The organism is Sporosarcina sp. FSL K6-2383 (assembly GCF_038618305.1).
GTDB lineage: Bacteria > Bacillota > Bacilli > Bacillales_A > Planococcaceae > Sporosarcina.
The window spans coordinates 2,882,373-2,903,513 of sequence record NZ_CP152017.1 but is presented as its reverse complement, the minus strand read 5'-3'; the positions used below and the strand labels follow the sequence as shown (position 1 = coordinate 2,903,513).

The 21,141-nt window shown below is 40.8% G+C and carries 32 protein-coding genes; 31 read left to right on the top strand and 1 reads right to left on the bottom strand.

Going from position 1 to position 21,141, the window contains the following annotated elements; genetic code table 11:
* Nucleotides 1–7 precede the first annotated feature (7 nt).
* The 22 genes from MKZ10_RS14460 to MKZ10_RS14355 all read left to right on the top strand — a co-directional run bounded on the left by MKZ10_RS14460 (nucleotide 8) and on the right by MKZ10_RS14355 (nucleotide 13,532).
* Nucleotides 8–514: a sigma-70 family RNA polymerase sigma factor gene (locus MKZ10_RS14460; RefSeq protein WP_342505641.1), complete on the top strand. Its 507-nt coding sequence runs from the start codon at nucleotides 8–10 to the stop codon at nucleotides 512–514.
* 355 nt (nucleotides 515–869) lie between these two features.
* Nucleotides 870–1,463: a DUF4145 domain-containing protein gene (locus MKZ10_RS14455; RefSeq protein ID WP_342505640.1), complete on the top strand. Its 594-nt coding sequence runs from the start codon at nucleotides 870–872 to the stop codon at nucleotides 1,461–1,463.
* 79 nt (nucleotides 1,464–1,542) lie between these two features.
* Nucleotides 1,543–1,833: an ImmA/IrrE family metallo-endopeptidase gene (locus MKZ10_RS14450; RefSeq protein WP_342505639.1), complete on the top strand. Its 291-nt coding sequence runs from the start codon at nucleotides 1,543–1,545 to the stop codon at nucleotides 1,831–1,833.
* A gap of 39 nt (nucleotides 1,834–1,872) precedes the next feature.
* Nucleotides 1,873–2,688: a phage terminase small subunit gene (gene terS / locus MKZ10_RS14445; protein ID WP_342505638.1), complete on the top strand. Its 816-nt coding sequence runs from the start codon at nucleotides 1,873–1,875 to the stop codon at nucleotides 2,686–2,688.
* Nucleotides 2,688–3,977: a PBSX family phage terminase large subunit gene (locus MKZ10_RS14440; protein WP_342505637.1), complete on the top strand. Its 1,290-nt coding sequence runs from the start codon at nucleotides 2,688–2,690 to the stop codon at nucleotides 3,975–3,977. Before terS ends, MKZ10_RS14440 begins: the two co-directional genes overlap by 1 nt.
* 46 nt (nucleotides 3,978–4,023) lie before the next feature.
* Complete coding sequence (locus MKZ10_RS14435; protein WP_342505636.1) at nucleotides 4,024–5,412, top strand: phage portal protein; 1,389 nt, start codon at nucleotides 4,024–4,026, stop codon at nucleotides 5,410–5,412.
* Nucleotides 5,405–6,430: a minor capsid protein gene (locus MKZ10_RS14430; protein ID WP_342505635.1), complete on the top strand. Its 1,026-nt coding sequence runs from the start codon at nucleotides 5,405–5,407 to the stop codon at nucleotides 6,428–6,430. The genes MKZ10_RS14435 and MKZ10_RS14430 overlap by 8 nt, the downstream gene beginning before the upstream one ends.
* Nucleotides 6,431–6,460: 30 nt before the next feature.
* Nucleotides 6,461–6,655, top strand: a complete 195-nt coding sequence (locus MKZ10_RS14425) for a hypothetical protein (RefSeq protein WP_342505634.1) — start codon at nucleotides 6,461–6,463, stop codon at nucleotides 6,653–6,655.
* A gap of 153 nt (nucleotides 6,656–6,808) precedes the next feature.
* Nucleotides 6,809–7,093 carry a hypothetical protein gene (locus MKZ10_RS14420; RefSeq protein WP_342505633.1) on the top strand — a complete coding sequence of 95 codons (285 nt, stop codon included), beginning with the start codon at nucleotides 6,809–6,811 and terminating at the stop codon, nucleotides 7,091–7,093.
* A gap of 7 nt (nucleotides 7,094–7,100) precedes the next feature.
* Nucleotides 7,101–7,268: a hypothetical protein gene (locus MKZ10_RS14415; protein WP_342505632.1), complete on the top strand. Its 168-nt coding sequence runs from the start codon at nucleotides 7,101–7,103 to the stop codon at nucleotides 7,266–7,268.
* Between the two features lie 117 nt (nucleotides 7,269–7,385).
* Nucleotides 7,386–8,003 carry a phage scaffolding protein gene (locus MKZ10_RS14410; RefSeq protein ID WP_342505631.1) on the top strand — a complete coding sequence of 206 codons (618 nt, stop codon included), beginning with the start codon at nucleotides 7,386–7,388 and terminating at the stop codon, nucleotides 8,001–8,003.
* 16 nt (nucleotides 8,004–8,019) lie between these two features.
* A complete protein-coding gene (locus tag MKZ10_RS14405; protein ID WP_342505630.1) occupies nucleotides 8,020–8,388 on the top strand; it encodes a hypothetical protein in 369 nt (122 codons plus the stop codon).
* 16 nt (nucleotides 8,389–8,404) lie between these two features.
* Nucleotides 8,405–9,448: a major capsid protein gene (locus MKZ10_RS14400; protein ID WP_342505629.1), complete on the top strand. Its 1,044-nt coding sequence runs from the start codon at nucleotides 8,405–8,407 to the stop codon at nucleotides 9,446–9,448.
* A 45-nt stretch (nucleotides 9,449–9,493) separates the two neighbouring features.
* A complete protein-coding gene (locus MKZ10_RS14395; protein ID WP_342505628.1) occupies nucleotides 9,494–9,676 on the top strand; it encodes a hypothetical protein in 183 nt (60 codons plus the stop codon).
* 2 nt (nucleotides 9,677–9,678) lie between these two features.
* Nucleotides 9,679–10,026, top strand: coding sequence for a hypothetical protein (locus tag MKZ10_RS14390; RefSeq protein WP_342505627.1), 348 nt, complete (start codon nucleotides 9,679–9,681; stop codon nucleotides 10,024–10,026).
* A 1-nt stretch (nucleotide 10,027) separates the two neighbouring features.
* Nucleotides 10,028–10,384, top strand: a complete 357-nt coding sequence (locus tag MKZ10_RS14385; RefSeq protein ID WP_342505626.1) for a hypothetical protein — start codon at nucleotides 10,028–10,030, stop codon at nucleotides 10,382–10,384.
* Between the two features lie 29 nt (nucleotides 10,385–10,413).
* Nucleotides 10,414–10,782, top strand: coding sequence for an HK97 gp10 family phage protein (locus MKZ10_RS14380; protein ID WP_342505625.1), 369 nt, complete (start codon nucleotides 10,414–10,416; stop codon nucleotides 10,780–10,782).
* Nucleotides 10,775–11,188 carry a DUF6838 family protein gene (locus MKZ10_RS14375; protein WP_342505624.1) on the top strand — a complete coding sequence of 138 codons (414 nt, stop codon included), beginning with the start codon at nucleotides 10,775–10,777 and terminating at the stop codon, nucleotides 11,186–11,188. The genes MKZ10_RS14380 and MKZ10_RS14375 overlap by 8 nt, the downstream gene beginning before the upstream one ends.
* Nucleotides 11,172–11,345 carry a hypothetical protein gene (locus tag MKZ10_RS14370; RefSeq protein WP_342505623.1) on the top strand — a complete coding sequence of 58 codons (174 nt, stop codon included), beginning with the start codon at nucleotides 11,172–11,174 and terminating at the stop codon, nucleotides 11,343–11,345. Before MKZ10_RS14375 ends, MKZ10_RS14370 begins: the two co-directional genes overlap by 17 nt.
* Nucleotides 11,345–12,637, top strand: a complete 1,293-nt coding sequence (locus MKZ10_RS14365; RefSeq protein ID WP_342505622.1) for a phage tail sheath C-terminal domain-containing protein — start codon at nucleotides 11,345–11,347, stop codon at nucleotides 12,635–12,637. The genes MKZ10_RS14370 and MKZ10_RS14365 overlap by 1 nt, the downstream gene beginning before the upstream one ends.
* A gap of 15 nt (nucleotides 12,638–12,652) precedes the next feature.
* Complete coding sequence (locus tag MKZ10_RS14360; RefSeq protein WP_342505621.1) at nucleotides 12,653–13,114, top strand: phage tail tube protein; 462 nt, start codon at nucleotides 12,653–12,655, stop codon at nucleotides 13,112–13,114.
* Between the two features lie 16 nt (nucleotides 13,115–13,130).
* Complete coding sequence (locus tag MKZ10_RS14355) at nucleotides 13,131–13,532, top strand: phage portal protein (RefSeq protein ID WP_342505620.1); 402 nt, start codon at nucleotides 13,131–13,133, stop codon at nucleotides 13,530–13,532.
* A gap of 577 nt (nucleotides 13,533–14,109) precedes the next feature.
* Here the strand turns inward: MKZ10_RS14355 and MKZ10_RS14350 are convergent.
* Nucleotides 14,110–14,643, bottom strand: coding sequence for a helix-turn-helix transcriptional regulator (locus MKZ10_RS14350; protein WP_342505619.1), 534 nt, complete (start codon nucleotides 14,641–14,643; stop codon nucleotides 14,110–14,112).
* A gap of 172 nt (nucleotides 14,644–14,815) precedes the next feature.
* On the opposite strand from MKZ10_RS14350, the gene MKZ10_RS14345 reads away from it, so the two are divergent.
* From MKZ10_RS14345 to MKZ10_RS14305, 9 genes are all read left to right on the top strand, one after another.
* A complete protein-coding gene (locus tag MKZ10_RS14345; protein WP_342505618.1) occupies nucleotides 14,816–15,061 on the top strand; it encodes a helix-turn-helix transcriptional regulator in 246 nt (81 codons plus the stop codon).
* Nucleotides 15,027–15,647, top strand: a complete 621-nt coding sequence (locus tag MKZ10_RS14340) for a BRO family protein (RefSeq protein ID WP_342505617.1) — start codon at nucleotides 15,027–15,029, stop codon at nucleotides 15,645–15,647. Before MKZ10_RS14345 ends, MKZ10_RS14340 begins: the two co-directional genes overlap by 35 nt.
* Before the next feature lie 134 nt (nucleotides 15,648–15,781).
* Nucleotides 15,782–16,051, top strand: coding sequence for a hypothetical protein (locus tag MKZ10_RS14335; protein WP_342505616.1), 270 nt, complete (start codon nucleotides 15,782–15,784; stop codon nucleotides 16,049–16,051).
* A complete protein-coding gene (locus MKZ10_RS14330) occupies nucleotides 16,044–16,346 on the top strand; it encodes a hypothetical protein (RefSeq protein ID WP_342505615.1) in 303 nt (100 codons plus the stop codon). The genes MKZ10_RS14335 and MKZ10_RS14330 overlap by 8 nt, the downstream gene beginning before the upstream one ends.
* A 144-nt stretch (nucleotides 16,347–16,490) precedes the next feature.
* Nucleotides 16,491–16,997, top strand: coding sequence for a hypothetical protein (locus MKZ10_RS14325; protein WP_342505614.1), 507 nt, complete (start codon nucleotides 16,491–16,493; stop codon nucleotides 16,995–16,997).
* A 46-nt stretch (nucleotides 16,998–17,043) separates the two neighbouring features.
* Nucleotides 17,044–19,182: a tape measure protein gene (locus tag MKZ10_RS14320; RefSeq protein WP_342505613.1), complete on the top strand. Its 2,139-nt coding sequence runs from the start codon at nucleotides 17,044–17,046 to the stop codon at nucleotides 19,180–19,182.
* Nucleotides 19,182–19,856 carry a LysM peptidoglycan-binding domain-containing protein gene (locus tag MKZ10_RS14315; RefSeq protein ID WP_342505612.1) on the top strand — a complete coding sequence of 225 codons (675 nt, stop codon included), beginning with the start codon at nucleotides 19,182–19,184 and terminating at the stop codon, nucleotides 19,854–19,856. The genes MKZ10_RS14320 and MKZ10_RS14315 overlap by 1 nt, the downstream gene beginning before the upstream one ends.
* A gap of 10 nt (nucleotides 19,857–19,866) precedes the next feature.
* A complete protein-coding gene (locus MKZ10_RS14310; RefSeq protein ID WP_342505611.1) occupies nucleotides 19,867–20,826 on the top strand; it encodes a hypothetical protein in 960 nt (319 codons plus the stop codon).
* Nucleotides 20,826–21,140: a DUF2577 domain-containing protein gene (locus MKZ10_RS14305; protein ID WP_342505610.1), complete on the top strand. Its 315-nt coding sequence runs from the start codon at nucleotides 20,826–20,828 to the stop codon at nucleotides 21,138–21,140. Before MKZ10_RS14310 ends, MKZ10_RS14305 begins: the two co-directional genes overlap by 1 nt.
* Nucleotide 21,141 lies beyond the last annotated feature (1 nt).

Here is a 21,141-nt window from a genome sequence, read left to right as displayed (position 1 = left end):
AGCTTGCATGTTGAGTTGGGCGGATGAGTTGATTCAGGAGTATACGGACGGTAGGCAGGACCTAAAAAAGCGTGCGGATCAAATCGACAGGGACAACCCGATCGCCATGGAGGATTTAAAGCACATCAACAGCATGATTGAGAGCATGTCCTTTTCGCTTGAATGGATGACAACCGGACGACAGCCGGGGACGTATCGAGGGGTGGACGAAAAAGCGGTTTATCAACGTCGGTCGTATGAGAATATTGATTTGATTCCGGATATTGAAATGCAGTTGAGGGAAGAGAATGATATCAATAAAAAGCATCTGTTTATGACGAAGGAAGAGAAGATTATACTAGCTGACATCCTTGCTTCATTTTCTTTGCGAGAACGTCAATGTTATATATTGCACATGGCGCAGGGTATGAGTTGGTCAAAGATTGCTGATGAATTAGGCGTTAGTAAGAGTATGGTGCAGCAGTCTATCAATCGGGCTAGAAAGAAGATTAATAGCAGAATTAATGCATCGTGATGTACGGATGATATGCGGATGATGTGCAAAGTCACAAGGGTGAGGGGAACCATTAAAGGAGGGGTGCGTTCGTGCATCCCATAAAATAATAAAACCCCGCATAGGACGTGTAGGCACTGGCGGCTAAGTCACAGTTAAGATTTAGCGTAATATATGGCGAGTGCGCATGTTCTTGACGAGAAGAAAAGCATCTGGTGAGCCGCGGAAAGCTTGTTGGGTGCTTTTTTGTATTTTGAAAACTATGCATCATACGGTCATAAAAGCTGACGGCAGGACTTGATATGGTGTGTAGTTTTGAAAATATAAAGGATTTACACCTTTCTTGGCGAATGATGTCAGGGAGGAGGAATGCGTAATGTATAAAATGATTGGTAAGTGGCACAACACGGCGTATGGAGAGCTTGGTTTATCATATAATTGCGGATATTGTGGAAAAAACGCTGGACCTTCACGATATTATATATTAGATGGTACGGGTATTTCAGGGGTGACTATGGGAATTTATATTTGCCCTTCTTGTAACAGACCAACTTATTTAAATAACTACACCAATGAACAAGTTCCTGGTCCAATGATTGGTAATGAAGTTGCTCATTTGCCGGAAGGTATAGAAGAGTTGTATGCCGAGGCTAGGAATTGTATTAAAGTGAATGCATATACTTCATCTGTTTTATCTTGTCGTAAACTATTAATGAATATATCAGTTACAAAGGGAGCGGAGCCTGGTCAAACTTTTGCGTTTTACGTCACTTTTTTAGAAAAAAATAATTTTATCCCACCCGATAGTAGAGAATGGGTAGATCATATTAGAAAGAAAGGGAACGAAGCAACTCATGAAATTCCTAGCATTGAAGAAGAAGATGCTATTGAATTGCTAGGGTTCACAGAAATGCTACTTCTCTTTGTTTACGAAATGCCGGGGAAAATGAATAAATATAGGACAGAATAAAGTTTTTAATGGCATCCTTTCGGGTGCTTTTTCTATGCCTAAAAACAAACTAAGCGATTAGCATAAAAGGGGTGATACATTGATACCGAATAAAGTGGACGTTGCAGGAATCGAATATACAGTCGAGGAAGTCGATACAGTTATTATTGATGGCAGTACTAGTTACGCAGGTTCCTGTAATTATGCGTCATCAGAAATTCAGTTATTGAGTAGTTTAACTAAAGCAAAGAAAGAGCAAACGTTTATCCACGAGTTATTACACGCGTGTTACAACGAAGCTGGGTTTGATGAACAAGACGAAGATGTAATCAACCGTGTTGGAATAGTGTTATATCAAGTGTTGAAGCGTAACAAGTTGTATTTTGGATAGAAAGATAAACGGTAAATTCGGAGGTGGCGGTGATGTGATGTGCCTAATTGGGATGATATTAAACGAGAATGGGAAGCAACTAACATAACGCTTGCTGCATTAGCAGAAAAGCATGATGTGAAACTTGGTACGTTGAAGAGTAGGAAGAGTCGTGAAGGATGGTCGAGGGGTGCAACTAAAAAGGATGCAACCATACCCAAGGATGCAACCCCTGAAAACAAGAAGGATGCAACCGGTGACAAGACCGCTAATGAGGAAGCAAGAAAGAAAGCTTCATATACTGATGAAGGTAAAGAGCGGAGCAACCGAAGTGGTAACCCGAATCCAAAGAACCAATTCACCGAACGGAACACTGCCGCATTAAAGCATGGGTTGTTCAGTCGATACATCCCGAAAGAAACACTAGCGATTATGGGGATGATGGATAAGGACAACCCAGCTGATTTGATATGGGACCAAGTTATGATTCAATACGCGGCAATCATACGAGCGCAACAAATCATGTTCGTTGAAGATAAGCATGAAACAGTCAAAGAACTTAAGAAGTTGAAAGTTGAGAACGTGGTTTCTTCAGATGGAAAAGATATTCAACTTCCGATTGAACAAGAATACGAGATTCAATTTGCTTGGGATAGACAGGCGTCATTCCTTAACGCTCAATCGAGAGCTATATCTGAGTTGCGAACATCTATTAAGCAGTTCCTTGAAATGGCTTATGATGACGATGAGCGTCGTTTGAAGCTCGAGGGTATGCAGGTAAATATCAACAAATCGAAAGCAGAGATTGAGAAACTATCCGGCGACAACGACGAGGCCCCAATCGAAATAGTGATTAGCCGAAAGGGTGGTCGCTGATGGTTGCGATACAGAAAGAGGTTAATCCTCATTTCGAGGATTTTTTGTTTGACTGGAATCAAAAGTTTCAGTTTCTGGTTGGGGGCTATGGCTCATCTAAGAGTTACCATGTGGCATTTAAACTTATCCTAAAGTTGTTAAGCGAGAAAAGAACGGCACTAGTTGTCCGCGAAGTCTATGACACTCACAGGGATTCGACGTTCTCTTTATTAGAAGAAATCATCAATGACTTAGGGTTGAGTCATAAAATACGATGCGGGTCATCACCAATGCAAGTCAAATTCCCGAATGGCAGCAAGATCATATTCAAGGGAATGGATAAACCCGCAAAGTTGAAGTCAATAAATAACGTATCGCTTATCTGGCTGGAAGAATGCTCCGAAATCAAGTACGCAGGCTTTAAAGAGCTGCTAGGACGTTTACGACATCCTTCTTTAAAACTGCATATGATTCTTTCCACAAACCCAATTGGTGAAGACAACTGGACGTTCCTGCACTTCTTTAAGGACGAGAGAAACAAGCGTATTGTTCTGGATGACCAAGATTTGTACAAAGAGCGTACTGTTGTAGTTGGCGATACCTACTACCACCACTCAACAGCTGATGATAATTTATTTTTGCCTGAAAGCTACATCGAGCAATTGGATGAAATGAAAGATTATGATCCAGACCTTCACCGTATCGCTCGGGAAGGTCGTTTTGGTGTTAACGGTAAACGTGTATTACCGCAGTTTTCGGAACGGCCACACGAAGAAGTTATGGAAGCGATTAGAAGGCTACGGGATCCTATCGAGCGGGTTGGTATGGACTTTGGATTTGAGGATTCATACAACGCTGTAATTCGTATGGTTGTGGATCACAAGAAGAAATACTTGTACATCTACTGGCAGTATTACAAGAATCATATGACAGATGACCGTACAGTCGTTGAATTAGATGAGTTTAAGAAATCCAGAGAACTAATTATCGCTGATAGTGCCGAGCCGAAAACTATCCAGTACTTTAAGCAAGAAGGATTTCGCATGAAAGGTGCTGTAAAGTTCGGTGGTTCTCGACTGGCCAACACGAAGAAGGTCAAGCGATTCAAAAAAATCATTTGCTCATCTGATTGTCCAGATGTCATAAGGGAACTGAAATACTTAACATACAAGGAAGATAAGAACGGAAATATCATACCAGATGAATTTAAGACGGACCCTCATACGTTCAGCGCCATTTGGTATGGGTTGGACGGTTACGAGGTGTCAGACCTGAAAGGTGGGTCGGTATCTGTACTAAAACCGAGGTGACAACATGCTAATTGAAGATTTATACCGTGCACCCTGGCACGAACGAATGAATGAGGTGATAAAGAATATGGTTGATGATGTCATTACAGATCTTGAAATCCTGGTGCAAGAAATAAAGGAGTGGGAAGACAGTGAAGTACGCACCAACATGATCGTTGGTGAGCGTTACTATCTGAACAAAACTGACATTCTCGAAAAGAAACAAAAGATTGAGTGGAAATCCAATCAGAAACTGGCTCACGGTTTCGCTAAAAAACTAGTAGACCAAAAGATTGGTTATTTGTTAGCGAAAGAGCCGACCTTTGGCACGGAAAACGTGACGTATCGAAAGTTGATTACAGAAACGTTTGACCGCGGTCTGTTAAAAAAGATAAAGAACGTTGGTAAAGAGGGTGTTAACAAGGGTATTGCGTACCTCCACCCATTCTTTAATGAATCAGGCGATTTGTCATTCAAAAAGTTCCCTTCCGAACAGATCATTGTGAACTGGGCCGATAACGAACACATGGAAGCCTTGTCGTTTACTCGTGTTTACGAAGTGACTCACTACGAAGACCGTAAAAAGGTCACGAGCAAGAAGGTTGAATACTATCATTCTGGAGGCGTTAAGTATTACGTCTTTGATGGCGGAAAGCTTATCCCTGATGTTCCGGCTGGCATTGAAAAGAACTACCATTTCTTGATTGATGAAGAGCCGTTTGTTTGGGACAAGATCCCGCTGATTCACTTCAAATACAACGAAGAAGAACAACCGTTGATTGATAGCATTAAGTCGCTAATCGACAACTACAATACGCAAGCTTCGACTAATGCTGATTTGTTGGCAGATATACCGAAATTTATCTATAAGCTCATCAATTACGGCGGCGTGGATCTTACAGAGTTTCTATCCGATTTAAATACTTATATGACTGTCAATTTGGATAAAGATGGTGATGTAGATAAGTTGCAGGCGGATATCGAAACCGATGCAGTAGAAAAAGAGATTGACCGCAACCGTAACTCAATTTATGAGTTCGGTCGCGGAGTCGATACGAGAGAAACGGGTTTACGCGATGCGTCTGGCGTCGCCCTACGTTTTCGATACAGCGATTTGGACATGGACTGCAACATCTTAGAGTCGGAATTCCAATCGTCCATTGAACACATGTTGTGGTTCATTAACACGTACTTCTCTGTGACCGGACAAGGTGATTACTTTGAAGAGAAGGTAAACATCATTTTTAATCGTGACATCATTGTTGCCGAAACCGAGGCTATAAAGAATGCTACTGAGTCTGTTGGTATTTTGGACGACAAGACAATTCGTGAAAATCACCCTTGGTATAACGAAGAAGTCGAAAATCGGTTAAAAGAGCAGGAAGAAGCTGAAAAACAAGAGGAAGACGATTACAAGGATAAGTTCCCTCCAAAAGAAGTGAAAGCAGATGGCTAAGCCAAATAAAAAGTATTGGGAAGATCGTGCTGAGCAGCGTGAGATGGAATCGCAGCTTATTGCGAGCAAGTATCTTGCGCGAATGGATGAAAGTTTACGAGAAGCGCAACTTGACATCGTGCGTCAAATTGAAGCGTTCTATGCTAGGTATTCTATCGAAAACAAAGTAACCCTTACCGAAGCTCGAAAGTATTTAAATGTTAAAGAGTTAAAGGATTTTAAGGACATCGATTTGAAGCGATTCCGTGAGATGTCCTTATCTAGCAATCCGGAATACAACAGGATTCTGAATGCTGCTAGTTATCGAGTTCGCATTTCACGTTTAGAAGCTCTCAATCTTAATATCGAAATGCGAATGGCTCAGTTATACGGTGGTCTGAACGGGTTACAACAGTACGCGTATACTGGTTTAGGAGAAGTCTATCAAGCTTCTTACTATCAGTCGATGTTTAGTTTGGCCCAAGCGGGTGTGGTTGGCGGCACCGTGGCGGTACTAACTGATAAGACGATGCAGGAAGTGCTGACATACAACTGGAGCGGTAAGGAGTTTTCTGAACGAATTTGGGGGCATCAAGCATCTACACGAATGGCTATCCGTAAAGAGCTAGAGAAAAGCTTTGCTTCTGGCAGGTCTATTCAAAAGACAACGAAAGCTATCATGGATGCAACAGATGTTACCCGCTCGAGAGCAGAGACGCTTGTACGAACTGAGTCAAACTTCTTCCACGGTTTGGCTGCGCAAAACAGCTATACCGATGCCGGGATAGAAAAGTACGAAGTCTTAGCGACGCTAGATAGCCGAACATCTAACATTTGTCGCGAGCAGGACGGGAAGGTCTATGATTCGAAGGATTACGAACCTGGTGTTACGGCAAATCCATTTCACCCGAATTGTCGCTCCACCACAATTCCTTGGTTTGATGAATCCGAATACACCGATGGCGAACAGCGACAGTCCGCTGATGGCTTGATTGATTCGATGACGTATGAAGAGTGGTTCGGGAAGTATGTAGTTTAATCAGCGAAAAGTCATTCGGAGGTGAGTAATGTGGAAAGAGAACGAATCGCAGTCGCAGAACAGTCGAATTTCCAAACTCACAACTGGAAGAAGAAAGCAAATGGCGAACCAGATGAATGGGGCTTTGAGTCAGGCAATCATAACGGCTTTTATTGTATAGATTGCAGTGACTACTACTGTAAGCACTGTAATGAAACAGTTGAAAAATGTGAAGGTAAAGTTTAAGCATCTATATAAGATGCTTTTTCTTATGCCCGAAATACGTGAAGTAAAGGTGGTGGTGAACTTGTGTTTCAAGAGGTCAAATTCGAGAAAGGATAGGTGATCCAAATCTCGGTTGGCTACTCCGTCATGTAGCTATATGAGGAGGTTCGTCAGATGATAAACAAGTGTAAGCATAAATGGATTGACATGGAAGATGGTACGTTCGACCAATTTTGCGTTCTTTGTAGTTTGAAGCAAATGCAAAATGTGATGAGCCCCATTAGTGCTGAATTAAATGTCCCGCTAGGTATGTCATTGGAGAGAGAAAAAATAGAGGTCCCATTATTCACTGGAGATAAACACATTAGAATTTCTATTTATAAAGATGAATTGATCAAACAAATGAACGAAGAAATGTGTTTGTCGATCAATCACTTAAGTAACTCGATTGGGAGGTAGTCGGATAATGAATTATAAAGTACTAATTGCTAACGGCGACAAGTTAATTGACCGACGTGTTAATGGAGTAGGGGAAATTGAGGTTAAAGACGGAGCATACATTTTACTGAACAGGTCAGGCGACTTGATATTTACTGCACCATTCGATTCAGTCATTTATATTGCATCTGTTTAAGTCGCTGATAGGGCGGCTTTTTATTTTCGTCTTTTTATCAATTGCAGACGTTAAAGATTCAATGGGGTTCGCAGACGTAACTGCGTAATAAAATCGTAACCAAAGGAGCAGATATACATGAATAGAGAGTTTTTAAAAGGTTTGGGTTTGGATGATGCTGCTATTGACAAGATCATGGCAGAGCATGGTAAAACAGTCGAGTCGCATAAATCAAAGGTTACTGACCTCGAATCAAGTGTCACTGATTTGAAAGGTCAACTCACACAGCGTGATTCCGACCTGAAAGACTTGAAGAAAAAAGCAGAGGGTAGCGAAGAACTTCAAACGCAACTTACTACTTTGCAAGGGAAATACGATACTGAGACGGCTGATTTTGAAACAAAGCTGAAAGACACAAACCTTGCAACTGCAATGAAATTAGATCTAATTGGTAAAGTCCATGACGTTGATATGGTCATTGGTCAAATCGATAAGTCTAAAATCAAAGTAGATGAAACAGGTAAGGTCACCGAAGGACTCGACGAGCAGATTAAAACCCTGCAAGAATCGAAGTCCTTCTTGTTTGTCGAAAAACAGGAAGAAAAATCTCCATTGTTCAAGGGGCTCACACCGGCAGATGGTAAAAAAGGCGAAGACAAAGAAAAAAATACGAGCGAAGATTTCGGGAAAAGTCTAGCTCACTTAGCAGCAGGAAATGCAGATTTAGATAAAGCCCGAGATTCATATTTCGGATAAATAGGAGGATGACAAAATGAAATTTGTTCAAACGGATTACGGTAATAAGAAGGGTATTTTAAAATTCCCCGATCACTTTGTCAATCTAGCGATTACGGTTGATGATACAGGCGTTGTAGCAAATGCAGATGGTAAGAAGATTGTTCCTGCGGGTACGATTCTTGGCGGCGGCGTACTAGCTGACGATACTAATTTAGCAGTTAAGGCAACAACAACAGCTGATGTATCTGACGCGGAAGGTGTTCTTTTTAACGACACTGATGTAACTTACGGTCCTGCATCTGGCGCTTTATTGATTCACGGATTCGTTGCCATCGACAAATTGCCAACAGTTCCAACCGCGGAAGAAGTTGCGGCACTTAAACAAATTACATTCTTGAAATAAGAGAGGACGGATATAAATGCCAAACATTTTTGATCTAGTTAATGCGAAAAGCATTGCAACTTACTACACAGAATCAACATCGAATAAAACGCCATCACTGGGGCGGACGTTATTTCCTCCGAAGAAGCAGCTTGGGCTTGATTTAAGCTGGATTAAAGGCGCTAACGGGTTGCCTGTTGCTCTTATGCCTTCCGAGTTTGATGCGAAAGCGACTCTACGTGATCGCATTGGATTCAGTAAAGTTGAGACGGAAATGCCATTCTTCCGTGAGGCGATGCGTATCGGGGAGAAGGACCGTCAAGAACTGAATAAACTTTTAGCGTCGTCTAACGAAGCTTATTTGATGCCGATGATTACCAAAATTTACGATGACGTTACTACGCTTGTAAAAGGTGCTGAAGTTCAGCCGGAACGCATGATTATGCAATTGCTTTCAACTGGGAAGATTGCTATTCGTGCGAATCGACAAGACTTCGATTACGACTATGGCATGAAGAACGATCACAAAGAAACGTTATTGACTACTGCGAAATGGTCAGATAAGGATTCAACTCCTATCCAGGACATTCTCCGTTGGCAGAATAAAGTGTTGGACAACACTGGTTCGAAGCCGACCAAGGCAATTATGACGAACAAGACGTTTAGTTATTTGTTAAATCACCCAAGTATTCGATTGGATATGAATCCGTTGGGCGGACAAAACATCATCATGACGGATGCGATGCTTAAGCAGTATCTAAGTGTAAAACTTGGTCTATCCGTTGCTGTATATGATAAAAAGTACATCGCAGAAGACAAAACAACACAGAATTTCTTCCCGGACGATGTGTTTACACTCATTCCGGATGGATCTCTTGGAAACACGTATTTCGGTACTACTCCTGAAGAATCCGATCTTATGGCTGGTAATTCTCCGGCTGATGTCCAAATCGTTGACACTGGTGTGGCGATTACAACGATTAAAGAGCCGCATCCAGTGAACGTCGAAACAATCGTTTCCGAGATTGTATTGCCGTCTTTCGAAACGCTCGACAATATCTTCATTGCGACAGTTAACTAAGAGGGGACTTGTTCCTCTCTATTTTTATTGAAGGAGGTAAATCAATTGTCAAAAGTTATGGTGACATTCACCCTAAACGTCAAATACGGTACCGAACTATATAGTAGAGGAGATTCTGCATCAGTATCGGCAGATGATTGCGATGAATTATTAGCGTTAGGTGTTATCGAAGATGATTTTGTGCGGCCTGTTAAGAAGAAACAGAAGGCGGAAAGCAAGGAGGAGTAAACGTGGAAGTAATCGACATCGTGAAGTCCAAATTGCCAGACCCGAAACCCGGTGATTCAATGCTGAATATGCACATTGAAGAAGTTGGCCAGTCAATCAAAACTTATTGCAACCGCTCTGATATCCCTAAAGAACTCCGTTTTGTTCATGCGAATATGGTTGTCGATTTCATCAACGGAGAAAACCGCAAGAGTGATCCTGAGGCGCAATCCTCTGTTGCATCTGTAAAAGAGGGTGACGTAACGGTTCAATTCGGTTCGGCGAAAGTTGCTTATAGTGAACGTGCTGCCGAACAACTCTTCTTCGATTATGCAAAGCAGCTGAACAAGTTTCGGAAGTTGAGGTGGTAGCGTGAACATTCGAGAAATCATGGCGAAAGCTACAGCAGCCACTGAATTTATGTATGACAAGACTGCTGAAATTAAGCGTTATGAGGATTACGTGAAGCCAGGGGGTGCTGATGGTCATCGGTGGGTGACAGTTCATGCAGACGTTCCCTGTCGCTTATCATCCACGACGCTTAACAATGCGACACAAGGTGATGCGAACGTCATTCAGTATGATGTGAAACTGTTTCTTTCAAGTGATCATGATGTCCTAGCAGGCGATGTAGTCATTGTTGATGGCGTTGAATATGAATCAGCAAAAGAACCGTTCGTGTACGTTTCCCATCAAGAAGTATTACTCGTCTTCAAAGGCTATGCATAATGGGCTTCGAATTCAGCGAGATACGACAGATGAAACAAAATCTGATTGAGTTACAAAAAGCTTCGCACGCCATCCATTTGAAGGTCGCGAAGCGCATTGCTCAATTGGCGATACGTAAGGTTAAGAAGATGACGCCAGTTGATACAGGAGATCTTCGTAATAACTGGAAATACCACATCGTAAAAAAAGGCGATATCTACACTATACTCATTTACAATCAACTAGAATATGCAAGTTTCGTTGAAGACGGGCGCCGAATAGTTGTAGCAGGAGCGACAATCGGCTGGGTGGAAGGCAGATTCATGTTAAAGCTCACGAAAGATGAAATGGAACGCATCGCCCCTCGGATGTGGAAAATAGATGTCGAGAAGGAGATGAGGAGAATCTTTGGTGAATAACTTGAAATCTCTCATTATCCAACAAATAAAAAGTGTATTCGGCAGCACGATTAAAGTGTATGACGAAGAGGTTAAACAGGGTTTGAAGGTACCGTCTTTTCAATTTCTGATTGCAGATAATTCGCAAACTACTGGCTTGAATGTGGTGAAGCGTAACCCTGTTTTTAACGTCAACTATTTCCCGAAGTCATTGAACGAGCGACGTACAGAGTGCGACGAGGTGTTAGAAACATTTCAAAACGAATTTAGGCTGATAGGCGGTAAACACTACGCATACGAAATTGAAGGGAAAATGTCGGATGGTGTACTAGTCATCACGTTTGGCCTGCGTTTGTTGTTAAAAGAAGTAGTTACAGGTACGCCGATGACTACGCTTGGAGGTGTGACGGTTGGGTTCAAAAAATGAAAAAAGTAATTTCAGCAAAACGGCTTTTATAGAAGCCGAAACTAATAATAACGGTCGCAACCTGCTTCAAGTCTTGCTGAAGGAGGATAAAACCTATACGCAAGATGAAGTTGCGAAGCTAGTAAAAGATTGGAAGAAGAAGGAGGTCAAGCAATAATGGCAGGTGGAATTTGGATTAAACAAGACAAAGTGCGTCCAGGCGCATATACAAATTTTAAAACAAACTCACTCGCAGACGCAGGTCTTGATTTAACGGGTGCGGTTATCGTCCCTATAGCTTTAGATTGGGGAGTAGTCGGCGAGTTCGTTAAGGTGACTCCATCTAGCGATTTCAAAGCGCTATTTGGTAAGCCGTTGAATCAAATCGTGCCTATTCGCGAAGCGTTCAAGGGTTCGAGTCAAGTGACGGTGTTCAATGTTAACGGCGAGGGAGTTAAGGCTACGGCAGTAAGCACAACGTTCACAGCTACAGCGGTACACGGCGGTACAGGCGGCAATAACATTAGTGTTAAATTCACGCTAGGTCTGAATGAATCGGTAGTTAAAACATATCTCGATGGCGTAGAAGTAGATTCACAAACTGCTGCTATTGCTACTGATTTGGCGGCTAATGACTACGTTGTATTCTCGGGAGATTTTCCCGTCGCAGACGCCACGCTGACACTTGCAACCGGCACTACTGTTCCAGCCACTAATGGCTCATATGATGCAATTGTCGCAGGCTTGGATACACAAGAGTTCAAGACTATCGCACTCGGAACAGAAGAAGCAGATTTAAAAGCGCTATTTGCATTGAAAGTTAAAGAATTGCGTGAAATGGCGGGTAAGAATGTGACGTTCGTTACGAATGGTTACGCAATCGCCGACAGTGAAGCGGTAGTATCGGTCGTCAATGGCGTGACACTCGAAGGCAACGAGGTTCTGACTGCTAAAGATGCAGTTTACTTCTATGGTGGCGCTTATGCCTCGGCGGGTGTTGATTCGTTAACATATGTTGCTTATCCTGGCGCTATCGACTGCGAACGCAAGACTAACGACGAGATCATTCAAGCGTTGAAAGACGGCCATATCATCTATACATTCAACAATGGCCTTGTTGTTATCGAGCAGGATATTAACACGTTCAAGTCGTTTACTGTGGAGAAGAATCAAGATTTCCGTAAGAACAAGATTGTTCGTACGCAAGATGCGATTTCTGATGCTACCAGTTTCGTGTTTTCAACTAAGTTCATTGGTAAAAACATCAACAACGGCAATGGTCGAAACTTGTTCAAAGCCGCGTTGATAAAAGATGTGTACGATCCGCTTGCAGGAGTAGAAGCTATAGAATACACATCAGAAGAAATCATCGTCGAGCAAGGCATTGAAAAAGACGCAGTTACAACAAATTCTTACGTCACAATTCAAGATGCTATGGAAAAACTATATACAACAGTAAATTGCAAATAATTGGAGGTGCTATAAATGACTATTATGGAAACGAAAGACGCAATCAGCGGTAAAGAAGGCGCCTTATTCCTAACAATCGGAGGGCGTTCTTTAGAGTTTGCCGAAATCACGAAATTTGAATCGAAAATCGAGTTCACGAAAGCCGATGTAAAACGAGTTGGCGCTCGTATGGATGGAAGTAAGATTGTAGGCGCAAAAGGCACCGGAAACATGACAGTCTACTACCACAGACCTGAGATACGCGCCATGGCACTTGAATACTTGAAGACAGGAAAATCCCCAATATTTGACGCCATGGTTGTTAATGATGACGTATCAAGTGACGCTGGTAAGCAAACGACGCTTGTGAAAAACATCGTTCCTGATGGCATGTTGATCGCTTTGCTTGATGGTGAGTCAGATGATGTATTAAAAGAGGAAGTTACGTTCACGTGGGATGACTTCGATTTGTTAAACCAATTCATTGCACTTAACTAATAGGGGGAAAACATGGATGAGTAAATTTAAATCATTTTTAAAAGGGAATGTAAAAGAAGTAGAGAACGCCTCTTTGAAGCTTGAACGCTTTGATGAAGCTATTATTTTGCGTCCGTTGTCATCTGGCGAAGCAGATGCAATTAGTGAAGGTTGTTTTAAGAATAAGCCGGGTAAAAAGGGTAAGCAAGAGCGTGTCTTCGATACGATCAAATACAATCGCGAGATTTGTACTGCATCAATAGAGCATCCCGACCTAAGCGATGTGGAATTACAGGAATCGTACGGTGTACGTGGAGCTGACAACCTTTACTCCAAACTGTTCTTGCTTGGTGAAGCTAACCAGATTCTTGAAAAGGTAACGGAGATCAGCGGAATTGATGTATCTATGGATGACGAGATTGAAGAAGCAAAAAACTGATTGATGGAGGGGAAGATGAGGTAGATGCCGAAGCTGTCTACGCTCATGTTGCCCTCCACCGCTTTAATATTCGCCCGCTTGAATTTCTAAATATGGATCGCAAGGAGAAATTATTTGTGATTGCTAGTATTAAGGTGCAGTTGAAGAAAGAGAAGGATGAAGCGGATAAGATTAAGAAATAAAAAAGAATACTTGCATGTAACTAAAAGGTGCTGTAGCATAGTGAGTAATTGAATTGCTTACAAATGTGGAAGCACCACAAAACCCCGTCAACCGGTGGTTTTGTGGTGCTTTTTTGTCGGGAATCTCAAAACTAGTTGAAAATTTAATTAAATAATAGTTGATAATCGGTATGGGGTGTTGTATGATTCAAATAATCATATAAACCTTAAAGGGAGCACCCCTCGGAAAGCCGTTTATTATAATAAACGGATTCTTAGGGGTGTTTTTGTATGGTTTTTTAGGGAGGGGAGTGTTTAGTGTATTGGATTTAGATTATTTATCGACCCAAAACAAAAAGAGTCAGAGAAGATTCTCAGCTCTTTTGAATTTCTTACTACCACTTCGATGTTAAATATTAATAGAAAAAAGCTTTTAAATCATCATCAAAAGAGTAGTGAAGAATAAGATTTGACTTAACGGTTTCTAATAACTCCTTTTCCAATTCAGTAATAAACGCACGTGGTACATCCTGCAAAATAGTTTTAATTTCATCAGAATATTTAGCATGTAGACCTATGTCGGTGATGTATTCCTTTCCATCAACGGGTTCTTTTTCCGAACTACCGATACTAATATCTACCAAAAATTCGGAAACGATTTTTTGGTCTTTAAACTCTATTATTGAGTTTACACGGGATTGTTCAGAGCGGTTACTCGGATTGTAATCAAGCACTTCGAATTCATAATTAAATTTTTCTTGGATAAATAATTCATTCGGAGTGACCTTTAGGTAATTGCAAAGAGTATCAAATGTGTCAAATTGTATTCCTTTACCGTGATTATAAGCTAACGCGGTTAATGTAGTACGAGATATTCCGGTTATTCTAGCTACATCACTGATTTTGAGTTCCCTTTCAGCTAACAAAACAGATAAGTTGCATCTAATCATTTCATCACCTCTTAAGAACAATTGTATTAGAGTCTGAACAAATTGCAACTATTTAACAATGAAAGACTTGACTTGATTAAAAGTGTGATGTATTGTTTAGTTATTGTATGTTCAGATGTTTGAACAATCAATTTGAAAATGACGTAGGATGAACAGATGGGAGGTGTGGTGGATGGTCGATATAAATTTACCTGTTTTATTGGCGCAGCGACGTATGACTATTTCAGATTTACATCGAGCGACTGGAATATCTCGTACAACAATAATCTCACTTTATTATGAGAGAGCTAAAGGAGTGAAATTTACAACACTATCAATAATTTGCAAGTATCTTAAATGTGAGATTGGAGAACTAATTAAATTCAAAGAGGAGGAAGCGTTGGATGAATATCAAAATAGAGAATTGGATGGGGCGTGAAATTCGTTTTGTTGAGAAAAATCCTGGTGACTGGTGGGCGATTGCGAAAGATGTGGCATTGGCGTTGGGTTATAAGACTGCATCTGATTTAACAAGAAGGCTAGATGTTGAAGAAAAGAGCAATATGCGTTTAACGCGTATTGGGAAAGGTGGACGACCAGACACGATTATTTCGGAATTTGGTATTTACGAGGCGATATTCGGCAGTGAGAATAAAGAGGCTAAAGAATTCAAGAAGTGGGTTAAGCAGGTAATTAAAGAACTTCGCCAGTCTTCGGGCTTAGAGGGATTCCAAGTGTTCCGCATGTTGGATAAGGAGCATCAAAAAGAAATGATGTCGAAGCTAAGCCAATCTTTGCAGGAGCCAAAACGAGTTAACTTTATCAAAGCGAATACAATTGCGAACAAAGCAGTATCTAGTCGTCATGGACATCCAAAAGCATTGAAAAAGAATCAAATGACACCGAGAATGCTAGTGGAACGAGAGCCGATTTTAGCAGATACAGTGGATTTGATGATTGTTAAGGATAAGTTTCAACTTGAACTTTCAGTAAGTGAGGAAGTGTACGGAAAATATGTGCAGTAAAAATAAAAAGCCACAATCTAAGTTGGCGCTCAGATTGTGACATTATAAGAGTGACATCCACCCTAACCTAAATCTATTATAACCTTATAAGGTTATAATTAAAAGTGGATGTCCTCGAAATGAGGAGGATAATTATGGGTAACACTAAACTTACGGTTACGGCATTCTCGATAGTGCAAGAAATAAGTAAATCATTGGGTGTCGAGATTACGAATGGAACGGGTTACGATGACTTCTTTAAGTCTTGTGTAGAAAAAATGAAGTTAGATATTGAAAATATTCACCTAAGAACAGTTTTCAAACTTATTAATTTCTTTGAATCAGAAACTGAACCATTAAAAGAATGGGAAAAAGAAATATTTTCCGTTTTGCATCAAAGAAGGTTGGTGGGTCTTTGTGGCTGAAACAATCGAAAGAGAATCGATTGCAAAATCTTTAAAAGAGGTAATCAATCTCGATGTTGCTAACATATTGCATGCCGGATTAGAAAAATTGAAAGTGTTTCTAACTCATGATTTAGATGATAGTGTTCGGGATGGAATTGTAGAATATACTTTATCGACAATGAATATAGAAACAAATACAGTTTTACAAGAGATAAAGTTTCGGTGTGACTCTTATGATGAAGCACGCTTAGCGACAAAATCGTATAAGAGTCTGTTACTAGAAAGTTTTCAAGAGTTACAAATACAAATTTAAATTAAGGAGGAACACTCTCATATGAGGGTGTTTTTTCATTGAAAGGGGTGATTGTCATGTAGTATTTATCGCATAAATTTTAAAATAGCTTTCTCAATATGCAAAATCTGCTAGAATAGTAGAAAAGTATTAGGAGGGGTTATTTTGAAAGCTATTGTAAGTTTAGTTGATGGGTTACCAATAAAAGACCCGAAAGCTCAAATAGAATTAACATTTGACGAAGAACGATTTATTATTGTTGAAAAGGGATTCAAAGGTTTTAAAAGTATTGCGGCAACCACTTTTAACATACCGCTGAAAAACATGTTGGCTACTGTGTTGACGACTGAGAAAGAGCTAATTGAAAAGAACAAAAGCGCGATTGGTCGAGGCGTACTTGGTGGAGTTTTGTTCGGGCCAGCAGGTTTGATTCTGGGAGGACTTTCAGGTATCGGGAAAAAAAGTGGTTCTAAACAGAACTACCTTTATATCATTTCATACGTATCCTCGAATGAAGAAATTGCGAATATCACTTTTGGTATGCCGGCAATGATGAATGGTGTAACCGGAAAGTTCGATAAAGTACTTTTAAAAAAATTAGCTACTATTGAACCAAGTGAATTAGTTAAAGAGTTCCGCGGTGTAGATGAGCAAACAGAGTTTAATCTTTGATAAAGCAAAATAATTTCAAGCATCCCGTTTAGGGGTGCTTTTTCTTATGATGAAAGAAGGTGTGACAATGGCTGGGGCACAAACAACATTATCTTTACAAGACAAATTGACTGGTCCATTAATGAAAATGATGAGAGCAATGGATCGTACCATTGCAATTATGGAGCGTATGGATCAAACAGCTAACAGCGTTGATACCCGAGGATTGCAGCGAGCGAGAAGTGATATTCAAAACGCATCTGCAGACTTGGAGCGTTTACGTTCCTCGACAAGCTCTACAGATCGATTGAGTGAAGGATTTAGACGAATAAGGAGCCCTGTTGAAAGTGCGGCGGGGGCAGTGAAGAATTTCTTCTCCAGTTTTGTAGGAGCTGCAGCGGCGTATCTTTCCTTACAAGGGTTAGCGAACGGATTTAAGAAATTTGTTGGTGCTTCAGATACGATGACATCCACAACAGCCCGACTGAATTTAATCAATGATGGATTGCAGACGCAGGCAGAATTGCAAGATAAGATATACAACGCAGCTCAACGATCGTTAACTCCGTACAATGTTATGGCAGATAGCGTAGCGAAGTTGAACTTACTAGCAGGACATGCTTTTAGCGGAAACGACGAAACTATTCTTTTCTCTGAATTGATGGGGAAAGCACTTTCGGTATCTGGTGCAGATACTCAAGCCCGTCAAGCTGCTACACGTCAACTAACCCAAGCGATGTCCTCTGGGCGTTTGCAGGGTGATGAATACGTTTCAATAATTGAAAACGCTCCTTTACTTGCAAAAGCAATCGAGAAAGCAATGGGGCAAGGTGAAGGTTCATTGAAAAAGTTATCTTCTGAAGGGAAAATAACTTCAGCTGTCATTAAAAGCGCATTATTTAGTGCAGGGACAGAAATCGAAGAAATGTTTGCTTCACTTCCATTAACCTTTGCAGATGCTATGGTATTGTTCAAAAATTGGTCCGGCAGAGCATTTGAACCATTATTTATTAGGTTCAATCAATTCGTTAACTCAGATGCATTCCAAGTTCTTGCAGGACATGCTATGGGATTTGTCGCAGTGTTTGTAGCAGCAATGTCTATTATGTTTGATGTCATCGAAGGAATATACGGTGCTATTGGTGCAGTTTCTGAATATTGGCCCGTCATGGCAGCGGGGCTAGCGGTATTAATTGCAGTATATTTCCCTGTGATAATGGGGTGGTTAAGTTCGATGTCAGTTAAGCTTTGGCTTTTGGTACAACCTGTATTGGCGCAGGCCGCCGCTTGGTTGGCTGTTTATTGGCCGATTGCTCTAATCATCGGAATAGTAGTTGCTTTAATAGCTATTCTAATGCACTTCGGAGTAACAACCGAACAAATTCTTGGTTTCGTTGGCGGACTATTCTTCGCATTAGGTGCAGTGGTTTGGAATCAAGTAGCGAATATGTGGAATATGTTTGCGATGCTTGCAGAATTCCTTATTAATCTGTTCATTGACCCAAAGTACGCGGTAGAGAAACTGTTCTATGATTTAACTAAACATGTCATAGACAATATGGCGGCAATGGGCGGCTCATTTGACAACGTAACTAACTTCCTAGGTAAAGCTTTTGTAGCGGGTGCTAATGTCGCTATTGGAGGCATTAATGGTTTGCTGAAAGCTATTGCAAAAGTAACCGGTATTGATCTAGGGGAAGTTGGTAAATTGAGCGCCGGAACTAGCAATGTGCTTTCTAATAGCCTTAAAAATATGGCTAACAACTTAGAAGCTCCTACTAGTACTAAGAATGTCGTTAATCTCGCGCGAATGGATTTGAAAAGCATCCCCGGAGCATATCAATCGGGCTACAGTAAAGGTTCGAATATGAAATTGCCTAGCTTCGGGAATGCAGGTGATAAATTCAAAGTACCTCCAAATATAGATACAGGTAATGTCTTTGGTGACGGAAAACTAAAAGGCGGTAAACTCGACAAGGTCGGTAAAATCGATGATGAAATCAGTATTGCAGATGAAGATTTGAAAATGCTGAGAGAGTTGGCGGATATTCGTTCCATTCAAAACTTCCAAACGCTTAACCCTACGGTCCAATTCATGGGGGATATGACTATCCGAGAAGATGCTGATCTAGACAAGCTTGTCGCTAAATTAACCGATAAACTGACGGATCAATCGAACGAATCGGTAGAGGGGGTCTACACGTAATGCGTGGTATCTACTTTAGCGCGAATAACGATGAAGAAGGCTTCCAATTACCGATTCTGCCTGAGAAAGTGAGTGAATTGGGAGCTGGGGATGGTGAGGATTTCTCTATCTCGAAACTCGGAAATATCAACATACCGAAAGACCCGAAACTCGAAGAATATCCTTTGGAATCCTTTTTCCCTGCTACCGAAACGCATTATTCGTCGACTGCTTTTAGGGAACCTCAGTATTATATCGATGCTTTAAAACGTTGGAAGAAAAATAAGATGGCCGTTCGCTATATTTATGTGAACGGTTCTTTTTCTATCAATGAGCTGGTTACTATTGAGAAGTTTGATTATGAGGAATCGGATGGTAGCGGAGATGTTTATTTCACTTTAGCTTTAAAGAAATATGTGCATTTCGCTCCAAAAAAGATGGCGGTGAAAAAGCCTATTGTATCAACTGCATCCGTTAAAGCGGCAGTCGTCAAAAAAACAGCTCCACCACGTCAAAACTCAAAGCCTGCACCTCAAACATATTCACTCATTAGCGGTGACAGCCTGTGGAAAGTTGCTCAAAAGTATTTAGGTGATGGTAACCGATTTAGAGAAATAGCGAATTTAAATGGAATTAAAGACAGTCAATTTAGTAGCCTACCAATCGGCTTGAAAGTAAAGCTCCCAACGAAATGAGGGATGATGCATGGAAGTGTTGATTGATAACCTTAATGGTACTGTCTGGGACATACCTGTATCATCCGTAGATTGGAAGACGGGACGTATAGGCAAGGTTGGGACACTGGATGTGAAACTCGTTGTAAATGAGCCGTTGAAACATCCTATCAACAATGGGAATATCGTTCGGGTTATGGACGGTAAAGAAAAAGTGTTTTATGGTTTTATCTTCGATGTTGGTTTAAATAAAGATAGTGCTGCAACAGTTAAGGCGTACGATCAGTTAAAGTATTTGATGTTTAATGACACATTTGTTTTTTCATCTACAACCGCTACTGCGGCTATCAAAAAAATAGCAACGGATGCTAAGTTGAAAATTGGCACGTTTGAAGATACGAAATATAAAGTACCTGGAATGATTGAGGACGACAAGAAAGCCTTTGACGTTGCTACAAAGTTCTTGGATTCCACTCTAATTGCTACGAATCGAAACTTTATTCTATTCGACAACTTCGGAGCATTAGACCTAAGAAATATTGAAAATATGAGAATACCAGCAGACGACTTCTACATTGGAGAGGAGAGTCTGCTTTTTGATTTTGATTATAAAAAATCCATTGATAAAGAAACATATAACCGCGTTAAACTTGTCCATGACAACAAGGAAACGAAAAAACGTGAAGTATATATCGTACAAGATAGCGCGAATATCGCTAAATGGGGCAGACTGCAACATTTTCAAAAAGTTGATGAAAACATGGAGCCGGCGCAGATTAAAGATCTTGCTGACCGATTTATTAAGTTGAGAAATCGCGAATCCAAAGAATTGACTCTTGATTGCATTGGTCATTGGAAAGTCCGTGCGGGTAGCTTTGTCATGGTGTACATCGAGAAGCTTGGAATTAAAGAATATTTTCTTGTTGATGATTGTTCGCACAAATGGAATGCAGGGATACACACAATGTCTTTGAAATTGAAGGTGATCTAATGATTGAGTTAATTAAAATAACAGCAATGAAAGCTTTTGAAGCGTCTAATCCCGTGAATATCTTTGTTGGAACAGTCGCAAATGCAAATCCTATTGAAATTGAAATACATCAGAAGTTGAAATTGACGAGAGAATTTCTGGTAATAACCGAACGCGTTACTAGGTTAGAGATAGATTTAAAACATAATCACGGAGGTGTTGATGCCCTTACTAAAATAGTGATTCGAGAGGGATTGAAAAAAGGCGATGGCGTGGTATTGGCTCGCGTGCAAGGCGGCCAACAATTCGTGGTCTTAGACAAGGTGGTGGACTAAT